Origin of the sequence: Psychrobacter sp. UBA3483 (assembly GCF_002377905.1) — a bacterium.
GTDB lineage: Bacteria > Pseudomonadota > Gammaproteobacteria > Pseudomonadales > Moraxellaceae > Psychrobacter.
This window is the reverse complement of sequence record NZ_DFQS01000030.1, coordinates 42,451-45,940: the sequence shown is the minus strand read 5'-3', so window position 1 is coordinate 45,940 and position 3,490 is coordinate 42,451. Positions and strand designations below refer to the sequence as shown.

The window sequence follows — 3,490 nt, the reverse complement described above, 5'->3', positions numbered from 1 at the left end:
ATTCGTCTTAAAAATTACTATTATGCCTTTGCTTTAACAGACTTTTTTGTTTTTTTGTCGTGTGCAGAGATAAATTTCTTATTTCTTGGATTGTGTTGCTAACTTTATGAATTTACTGATGTTGAACTGGGCGGTGCTACACCCGAAGTAACCCATCCCAACTAAAATAATTCTGCGTCAAACGATCTCAGCTCATACTCCAAGCACGATTTGGCAAATAACAACCACTCAATGCAATTTTAGATTTGCCGTATTTGGCTTGGATCGCTTCAAAGGCTTGCATGAGATTTTCGTTTTTTTCATGTTGACTATGGTTGCTGGCAGATCGCTTAGAAAAGTTGGGTGTGGAAGTGGTTAATAAAGAGATGTCGAGACAGTGTATTCAAGACCGTAAGTTAATTACAGGAGATAGTCCTTTGGCATCGAATACCTTGGGTAAAATGGCAGCACAAACGCTTTTGGCCGAGGTTCAGTAGTTATATTTTCTTCAATCAAGAGCGCCGTGGCGCTCTTTTTTATGTCCAATTTGCTTGTTAAAAGTTCGATTTTTTAAGCTTGGAAACTGATCTTGAATGTGGATCAAAGATTAAAATTAAGCACTCATTTGTTCCAACCAAACTGTTTAAAAATCGCATGGCCTTGTGCAGAGCTTAAAAACGTAATAAAACTTTTTGCTTCAGGATTTTTTAGACTGTGTTGAGTTAGTGCAACACCTGCATCACGGTAAATCACCAGTTCAGGTTCGATCGGGATAATTTGCCCAATGTCTGGATTACTGACTCCCCAAATATTAAACACCAACCATGCATCATAGCTGCTGTCAGTTTCCCATGCTTTTTTCGCTGTGCCTGTATTGGGTGCATACATGGCGATATTTTTACGGAAGGATTTTGTGAGCTGAATGTTGCCCGTTCTACCTGCAATATCTTCCCACATGCCGACTTGGCCTGCGCCATGGGTGACCAAAACTTTAGTGTTTGGCCTGCTTAGATCTTTAAATCCTTGAATATGTTTGGGATTGCCTTTTCTGACTAAAATGGCAGCAGGGCGTAGGTAAATAGGCTCAATCGAGTCCTTTACGATTTTGTCGGCAAATAAGCTTTCGAAATCAGACATCATGGCTTCCGAACCACTATAGATGACGTCGGCATCAAGCTTGGCTTTGTCGCTCCATTGTGAAGTAGGGCCCGCGGTTACATGGACATCAATCCCTGTTTTATTTTTAAATTGTTTCGCTGCTTCGTGCATCGCTGGTGCTGGTCCACCTGGACCATAGACATTAATTGCCGCTATAGCATTCATTGATAAAAAGCCCAGCATGAGCGGAAAGATATAGTGGCTGAGCTTATAATTTTTTGACATTTTTATTCCCTTTATTGATATGTGAATGTTGATAATATTTGTTTTGCTGATGTATTTAAATATTTATATTATTTTTTTTGTTAAAGAGTTTTTTAAATATTAGCGCGATTTTCTTACTTAAATTTAAGTTGTAGAAAGACAGAGACATGACGGAATTTTTAATGCACTTACTCTAAAGAAACTATCAGTGAGCGTAGTGAACTCTTTTTAACTGTAGGGGACGCTTTTGCCAAAGTCTAAGGATGAGGCCAGAAAATTGGAGCGACAGCTAAGTTGCTGGGGGAAGTTGAATTGTAAGGTCGGACTAGGAATAAAAAGAGTGCATCGGCGCTCTTTTTATCGTTTTGACACTATTAATTAGTAGTCAAAGCTAAAGTGTTCAGCGGCCAATGACGTCATGGTTTTTGAAGGATTGACCATTCTTCAGCATGACCTTGAGTGCGCGGTAACATGCGTTCAAAGTAGAAGTCAGCCAGAAAATACCATTACGCACAAAGTTTAGTTAAGGCCAAAAAATAACGAATGTTTGCTAGGTGAACCGTACCGGGTTTGGAGACCCTCCGACATAGTGTCGTCTAGCCCTGCTTTAACACCCGATAAACCGTAGCTACCCCAACACCAACCGCCTTAGCGATCTCCTCTTTTGTCATATTGCCTTGACTGTCTAATTCTCTAATACGATTGTGTTTCGTTGTATTAGGCTTCTTACCGGAGGGCTTATAGCCACTGTTAGCCAATCCCTGCTTGATACGCTCTCTACGCTTGTCGTTATCAAGCTTTGCCATCGTTGCTAATAAGTCGATCAGCATATGGTTAATCACTGTTAGGATCTCACCTGTCATGCCTTTACTTACCGTATGCGTAGTTGGTAGATCAGCCACCACCAATCGCAAGCCCTTGTCTTTGATGCGCTGCTTTAGAATTGCAAAATCATCTTGAGATAGCCTGCTTAATCTGTCCACGCTTTCAACCAGCAGAATATCGCCTTGATCAGCGTCTTTTAATAGCTTAGCTAATACTGGCCTATCGAGCTTTGTACCACTGAAATGCTCAACGTACTCAACATGTTTAACGTTATAGCTTTGGCTAAAGGTAATCAAGTCAGACAAGGCTCTCTTAGCGTCTTGATCCTTAGTGCTGGCTCTCACATAAATACGAACGGTCATAACGCGACCTCTATTACTTAGACTTAATAATTAATGTTCATTGATAATAGCAAGATATTACTATCATTTAATTTTAGAAACAAGTCTAATGATAGCTAAGTTATCGTTTAGAAGTTTTATGTTTTAGGTATAGGCTAATGATAGGAAAAAAGCACAGCAACCAGTCCTATAATTCTAAAGTCTGTTATAGATGGTTCCATATTAACAGTCTATTTTGAGTAGTCTGTTAATATGTTTGAAGGGTGAGATAGCTGGTTCCGCTAAGGTATAGATCGCTAAGACCGGTGTGGTTTGATTTTTATCATCAGGCTGCGTAATCAAAATTTCCCAAGTTCAACTGTACGGATTTGACAGCAGGGGTCATAGAGAGTGGGATGAATTTCATAATAGAAAATACATTTACGATTGAACCTATCCAAAACTTAATTACTGCATCTACTGCAGCATTAGGTTGTGGACTACTCATTGGTCTAGAAAGAGAGCGTAGCAAACAACGTGAAAATCAACACAGCTTTGCAGGTATTAGATCTTTTGCAATTTGCTCTTTATTAGGGGCAATTTGCTTTGCTTTCGGTTTATTTATGGGGCTCATAGGAGCATTGATAGTAGGTGGTATAAGTATCATCTCTACTAATAAACAAATTGAAGATCCAGGTGTAACCACTGAACTTGCTTTTATACTCACCTATTTTATAGGCGGACTATGTTTATGGCATATTCCTTATGCAGCGGCACTTACAGTCGTCCTTACTTTCCTTCTAGTGACAAAGCATTCAATGCATGGAGTAGCGGTTAGATGGATTACTGAGCGTGAATTTAAAGATGGTATCTTTTTACTGGCCTTGCTTTTAATTGCACTTCCTTTAACCCCCAATAGGGATCTTTGGGGTTCAGTACTAAATCCTTATATTATTTTAAAATTATTGATATTGATTTTAACCATTCAAGCACTAGCACATATG

3 protein-coding genes and 2 pseudogenes are annotated in these 3,490 nt (G+C 39.3%); 2 read left to right on the top strand and 3 right to left on the bottom strand.

What is annotated here, in order from left to right; genetic code table 11:
• Nucleotides 1–311: 311 nt before the first annotated feature.
• Nucleotides 312–476: pseudogene (locus tag B2866_RS05455) on the top strand (protein deglycase HchA); the annotation flags it as partial.
• Nucleotides 477–600: 124 nt separating this feature from the next.
• On the opposite strand, the gene B2866_RS05450 reads toward B2866_RS05455, so the two are convergent.
• The 3 genes and pseudogenes from B2866_RS05450 to B2866_RS05440 form a co-directional block, all read right to left on the bottom strand.
• The gene (locus B2866_RS05450) at nucleotides 601–1,362 is read right to left on the bottom strand and encodes a substrate-binding domain-containing protein (protein ID WP_058368377.1); all 762 of its coding nucleotides are present in this window, start codon (nucleotides 1,360–1,362) and stop codon (nucleotides 601–603) included.
• Nucleotides 1,363–1,719: 357 nt separating this feature from the next.
• Nucleotides 1,720–1,838, bottom strand: a pseudogene (locus tag B2866_RS05445) (acyl-CoA dehydrogenase); the annotation flags it as partial.
• A gap of 99 nt (nucleotides 1,839–1,937) precedes the next feature.
• Nucleotides 1,938–2,528, bottom strand: a complete 591-nt coding sequence (locus B2866_RS05440) for a recombinase family protein (RefSeq protein WP_058368781.1) — start codon at nucleotides 2,526–2,528, stop codon at nucleotides 1,938–1,940.
• A gap of 374 nt (nucleotides 2,529–2,902) precedes the next feature.
• On the opposite strand from B2866_RS05440, the gene B2866_RS05435 reads away from it, so the two are divergent.
• Nucleotides 2,903–3,490: MgtC/SapB family protein (locus tag B2866_RS05435; protein ID WP_296191378.1), on the top strand; the 588-nt coding region annotated here is incomplete at its 3' end.